General features: G+C 45.1%; 5 protein-coding genes and 1 tRNA gene. 4 read left to right on the top strand and 2 right to left on the bottom strand.

Annotated elements, in window-relative coordinates; translation table 11 throughout:
* Positions 1-16: 16 nt before the first annotated feature.
* Positions 17-97: transfer RNA gene (locus IQ264_RS31315), tRNA-Leu, on the bottom strand.
* A gap of 249 nt (positions 98-346) precedes the next feature.
* Here IQ264_RS31315 and accC point away from each other — a divergent pair.
* Positions 347-1,702 carry an acetyl-CoA carboxylase biotin carboxylase subunit gene (gene accC, locus IQ264_RS31310; RefSeq protein WP_193986434.1) on the top strand — a complete coding sequence of 452 codons (1,356 nt, stop codon included), beginning with the start codon at positions 347-349 and terminating at the stop codon, positions 1,700-1,702.
* A 121-nt stretch (positions 1,703-1,823) separates the two neighbouring features.
* Here accC and IQ264_RS31305 read toward each other — a convergent pair whose 3' ends face one another.
* On the bottom strand, positions 1,824-2,108 hold the full coding sequence (locus IQ264_RS31305; RefSeq protein WP_193986433.1) for a YggT family protein: 285 nt from the start codon (positions 2,106-2,108) through the stop codon (positions 1,824-1,826).
* Positions 2,109-2,362: 254 nt separating this feature from the next.
* Between IQ264_RS31305 and psbX the strand changes: the two genes are divergently transcribed.
* From psbX to IQ264_RS31290, 3 genes are all read left to right on the top strand, one after another.
* Positions 2,363-2,482 (top strand): photosystem II reaction center X protein, encoded by a 120-nt coding sequence (psbX, locus tag IQ264_RS31300; RefSeq protein ID WP_193986431.1) that lies wholly within the window; start codon positions 2,363-2,365, stop codon positions 2,480-2,482.
* A gap of 219 nt (positions 2,483-2,701) precedes the next feature.
* Entirely contained in the window at positions 2,702-3,526 is an 825-nt protein-coding gene (locus IQ264_RS31295) for a Ycf66 family protein (RefSeq protein WP_193986429.1), read from the top strand.
* Positions 3,527-4,108: 582 nt separating this feature from the next.
* Positions 4,109-5,563 (top strand): S1C family serine protease, encoded by a 1,455-nt coding sequence (locus IQ264_RS31290; RefSeq protein ID WP_193986426.1) that lies wholly within the window; start codon positions 4,109-4,111, stop codon positions 5,561-5,563.
* Positions 5,564-5,595: the final 32 nt, after the last annotated feature.

Below are 5,595 nucleotides of genomic sequence, written 5' to 3'. Positions count from 1 at the left end.
GGGGTGGGGTTAAATATGCGGATGGCGAGACTCGAACTCGCAAGGCAAAGCCACACGCCCCTCAAACGTGCGCGTATACCAATTCCGCCACATCCGCGTAGGAAACAATATTAGCGTAAATCGGTTCAGAATATCAACTATAACCCAAAAAATTCTCCGATGCCTGCGGAAAACCCAAAGCTGGCACACATTTAAAGATAAGTGTCCCCGACAGCATGGTAGGATTAACACCCGAACACAAAAAGCTGCTTTTCCTCCAGGGCTAGGTTTAACCAGAGAGAAGCAGCCAAAGTTGCTTCGATGCAAACGTTAACGACTTGCCACTGCCCTCGCCAAAAGCCGGAAAATGCCTTTTTCAAAGATTCTAATTGCCAATCGGGGAGAAATAGCCCTTCGGATTCTCCGCACCTGCGAAGAGATGGGAATTGCTACCGTTGCAGTTCACTCTACCATTGATTCTCAAGCCTTGCACGTCCAACTTGCCGACGAAGCTGTTTGTATAGGTGAACCTCCCAGCGGTAAAAGTTATTTAAACATCCCAAACATTATCGCCGCTGCTTTAACGCGCAACGCTACGGCAATTCATCCGGGATACGGCTTTTTAGCCGAAAATGCCCGATTTGCCGAAATTTGTGCCGATCATCAACTAACATTTATTGGCCCCAGCCCCGAAGCAATCCGGGCGATGGGCGACAAATCCACCGCCAAAGACACCATGAAACGGGTAGGAGTTCCCACCGTTCCCGGAAGCGACGGCTTACTCACCGATGAACAAGAAGCGATGATTATCGCCCAGAAAATCGGCTACCCGGTGATGATTAAAGCCACAGCGGGCGGTGGTGGTAGAGGAATGAGATTAGTTAAAGATCCAGAAGACTTTTCTAAACTATTTCAAGCCGCCCAAGGGGAAGCGGAAGCCGCCTTTGGAAATCCTGGCGTTTATTTGGAAAAATTCATTGAACGCCCCCGTCACATTGAATTTCAAATCATGGCAGATTCCTACGGTAATGTAATTCACTTGGGAGAACGGGATTGTTCCATTCAACGGCGACACCAAAAACTGTTAGAAGAAGCCCCTAGCCCCGCCCTTAGCCAAGAATTACGGGAAAAAATGGGCAAAGCGGCGGTTATGGCAGCTAAATCGATTAATTACGTTGGCGCGGGAACTGTAGAGTTTCTCTTAGACCAATACGGTGATTTCTACTTTATGGAAATGAACACCCGGATTCAAGTGGAACATCCCGTAACGGAAATGATTACCGGATTGGATTTAATCGCTGAACAAATCCGCGTCGCCCAAGGGGAAAGACTCAGTTTAACCCAAGAGGAAGTGGTTTTGCGGGGTCATGCGATCGAATGCCGAATCAACGCCGAAGACCCAGATTATAACTTCCGTCCCTCTCCTGGGCGCATTAGCGGCTACTTACCGCCAGGGGGTACAGGTGTGCGGATGGATTCCCACGTTTACACTGATTACGATATTCCGGCTTACTACGATTCTCTCATCGGTAAGTTGATTGTTTGGGGGCCCGATCGCCAAAGCGCCATTCAACGCATGAAACGCGCCCTACGAGAATGCGCCATCACCGGATTACCCACCACCATTGCTTTCCATCAAAAGATTTTGGAAAACCCCTACTTTCTCAAAGGTGAAGTTTACACTAACTTTGTTGAGCAGATGATGATGCGATCGAATCGGTAATGGGTAGTGGGTAGTGGGTAGTAAAAGGGACAAGGAGACAAGGAGACAAGGAGACAAGGGGACAAGGTAAGGCTTTAAATTAAATGTACTCTTTACCCTTTCTTGCCTTCTGCCTTTCCCCTTAGCCCATCATCCGCAACAACCCTTGCTGACCAATTAAAATTTCTCGTAGCAAGCTACAAATTCCTACCCAAATAATCGGGCTAATATCTACACCGCCCAAAGGTGGCACAATCTTTCTCGTCACCACTAAAAAAGGTTCTGTAGGCCAAGCGGCTAAATTCCAAGGAAAACTATTGAGGTTGATTTGGGGATACCAAGTCAGCACGATCCTGATAATAAACAGGAAAATCATTAATGCCAACAGCAAACCCAGCCCTAAGCTAACAATGTCAATACCAGTCATAAGTCTTTAAGTAAATTGTCAAAGTGGATACTTTTTATCAGAGTACGACAGTTAGGATGGTGCGTTAGTCATAACGTAACGCACCCTACGACTATTTTAAGTTTTATTAATTTTTTTATCTAATTCTTTAATTTATGCTTCAGTCAGCATATCCTATGAGTTTGTCATCATCCTTGACAGCAGCACTTTTCAAGGTTGTAGCAGCTGGTTAAAATTAAAAGACGGTATCGTTTTGTAAAAATAGAGGCGCGGATATGACTCCTTCTTTAGCTAACTTTTTGTGGAGCTTGGTTGCAGGTTTTGTGATTGTGGTTGTTCCTGTAGTAGTTGGACTAGTCTTTATTAGTCAAAAAGATCGGATTCAGCGCTCTTAAGAAAGCTGATTTACCATAAACCAGATAATATTTTCAGGGACGCTAAAGAAAAATCTCAGTAAACAGCGTCCCTTCTGTTCTATATATGGGGCAGTAGGATTGGCTGATTTTCTTAAAGGCCAGTTTCAGACTGGTTCAAGCTAAAAACTAGGCTGGTCAAGCTACATTGGAGATGTCAAGCCTGACTCACTGCCGTAGAACTAACTTCGGAGAGATACAATGCTCAATTTTGGGCAGTCATTTGCCACTTTTCTCGGTATTGCACTAGCTGTAGCTGGTGTAGGACTCTATTTTCTCAGGTCAGTTCGCCCGGAACTTGCCAGAGATCATGATATTTTCTTTGCTGCCATTAGCTTAGTATGCGGGTTAATTCTCCTGTTTCAAGGATGGCGCTTAGACCCAATTTTGGCTTTTAGTCAATATCTATTGGCGGGAACTGCGGTTTTCTTTGTCGTGGATAACTTGCGGTTACGGGGTGTGACAACGGAACAAGCTAAACGCAATACGCCGATCGTAGATGAAGAACGACCCGTCAGCCAGAAGTATCGAGTATATCAAGAAGCAGAATTGGATGAATTAGAACTAGAACCAGACGAAGAACTACCAGTTTCTCGTCGCATCAGAGGTAGCCGTGACTCGCGGAGTTCCCGCAATGACTATGATGAACCCCGTCGCCGTTCCTCCAGCCGTAGCAGTAGCCTAGCTGAACGAGACAAAGACAGGGATAGATTAAGCTCTAATGATGCTCCCACACGCAAACGCCGTTCCCGTCCTGAATCTCGTTCTGTTGAACCACCTGTAGATGATTGGGGTGTTAGGGATGTGGAAGAAAGACCTGTTCGCAGTTCTTCCCGTCGTCCCCCTAGAGATGATTTCGATAATTCGGAAACGGTTCCAACTCGTTCTAGAAAACGTCGTTCTCCAGAAGATATTTCTCGGAGGGAAGATCTGGAAAATCTATCATCTAAAGCATCAGATGATTATGTAGATTATCAACCGATCGATCCCAAAGACGACAACGACGATCCAGCAAATTTTAGATAAATTGGCGGTCGCTAAACAAGCCGGACATCTTGGCTAAGAAAAGTAACTTTTGAACAGAGAACAAATATTTCTCTTACCTTGTCCCGGCTTGAGTTAGTAGCCGATAAATTGCAGGTGCAACAGAAGTGATAAATGTCTAAGTCTTTACCCAGCAATGGTTGTAATGGGGAATAGGCTTGAGTCTGGCTGGGTTGGTTGGAGAAGAACAACCAGCCCTCCTGGGGAGTAGGCGAACTCCAGGCGCACCAGTTCCGCTCAAAGATGGGGGGATGGTGAGAAAAAACGGATGGATTACTTCTGCCGTAATGCACTAGATAACTTAGAAGTTAAAAATTTAAAAAGGTTTTATTTTTATTTTTATTAAGTAAATTGTAAAAATAGATGCTGTGAACAATAAACAGTGATAATTTTATGTCTCCAACTACCAACTACCAATTACCAGCTACTAACTAACGTTAGAAAATAAAAAGGTTATAACGGTATTATCTGGATGTCTCCAATTGGAGACATTTTTCCTCAGTAAAAAAACTGGCATCAGCCACATAACAAATACCACAACTACTATTAAATCGTCATCTCAGGATGAACACTAAACTTTTAACTTTAGCTGCATCCAGCATAATAGCTGCCAGAACAACATTAGGGGTTTTTGGCATTAGTTCGTTAGCTGTGACTACTCCGCTTTGGCTGAATGCTACTCCCGCATCAGCACAAGCTACTGACGAACAAACTAACGTCCGTGTATATCAAAAAGCTAGTCCGGCTGTAGTGTCGATCGCTGTACCCAACGGTTCTGGCAGTGGTAGTATTATCAGTCCAGATGGCTTAGTTTTGACTAATGCCCACGTTGTCCAGGGTGCTTCCGGGACTGTAACTGTAACTTTAGCAGATGGTAGACGTTTGCCAGCAGATGTGGTAGCTTTTGGCGATCGCGGTTTGGATTTAGCAGTTTTGAAAATTCGCTCTCAAAATAACCTTCCCACTGTTCCTTTAGCACGTTCAGCAGTACAAGTAGGACAACGAGCTTACGCCATTGGTAATCCCTTTGGTCGCTTTCAGGGTACTTTTACAGTGGGAATAGTTAGTCGGATCGATCGCGAAAGGGGCTTAATTCAAACTGACGCAGCCATTAACCCTGGTAATTCCGGGGGACCTTTACTTAACAGTCAGGGAGAATTAATTGGCGTTAATACGGCTATTTTTACTAATAGTCAAGCCGGAGGGAATATTGGGATTGGATTTGCGATCGCGATCGATCGAATACAGCCTTTCTTAACCTCCGTTCGTCAAGGAACCGCTTCTCGCGTCGCTCAAACAGTCCCTCGTACAAGACGCTCTACCAACCCCCCACAAACATTGGCACTCAATGGTGAACTAATTACCGCTAAATTAGGCCCTGGAGATAACGTCTTACCCGTAGATAACAGTTTCTTTAAAGCATACAGGTTTGAAGGTCGCGCTGGTCAACAAGTCAGAATAGACATGGTAAGTCGGGAAATCGACCCCTTTTTAATTCTAGTAGCGCCTAATGGTCGGACATTAGCCCAAGATTACAACTCAGGCGGTAACGGAAATGCCCGAATTGTTACTAGCTTACCAATCTCAGGCACTTACCTTTTAATTGCTAACTCCTACCAAGCCGGAGAAGTCGGATCTTTTGGTCTGAGAGCGATGACATCGGGTGCTGCTTTGAGAAATCCCAATGCCTCAAGACAAACCAGATCTGCCATCCAATTACAAGGTACTCTTGGCCCTGGTGCTCCTATACTTCCTTCTGATGGCAGTTGGTACAGATCCTACACTTTTGATGGTGTCGCTGGTCAACCCATCAGAATTATTTTAGAAAGCTCTGAATTTGACACTTATTTGGCACTTCTAGGGCCAGATGGTCGTAAGGTTGCAGAAAATAACAATGTGGGCAGAAATAATCCAAATTCTGCTCTCAATCTGACTTTGCCCACTTCCGGCACTTATCGCGTCATTGTCAACGCCAGCGAACCAGGTGCAGGCGGTAGATATCGTCTCATCATTCGTTAAACAGCGAACAGGAATAAGGAGATGGGGAGATG

The sequence above is a fragment of the [Phormidium] sp. LEGE 05292 genome (assembly GCF_015207735.1).
In the GTDB taxonomy this organism is placed as follows: Bacteria; Cyanobacteriota; Cyanobacteriia; order Cyanobacteriales; family Aerosakkonemataceae; genus Floridanema.
This window is presented reverse-complemented; position numbering and strand designations above follow the sequence as displayed.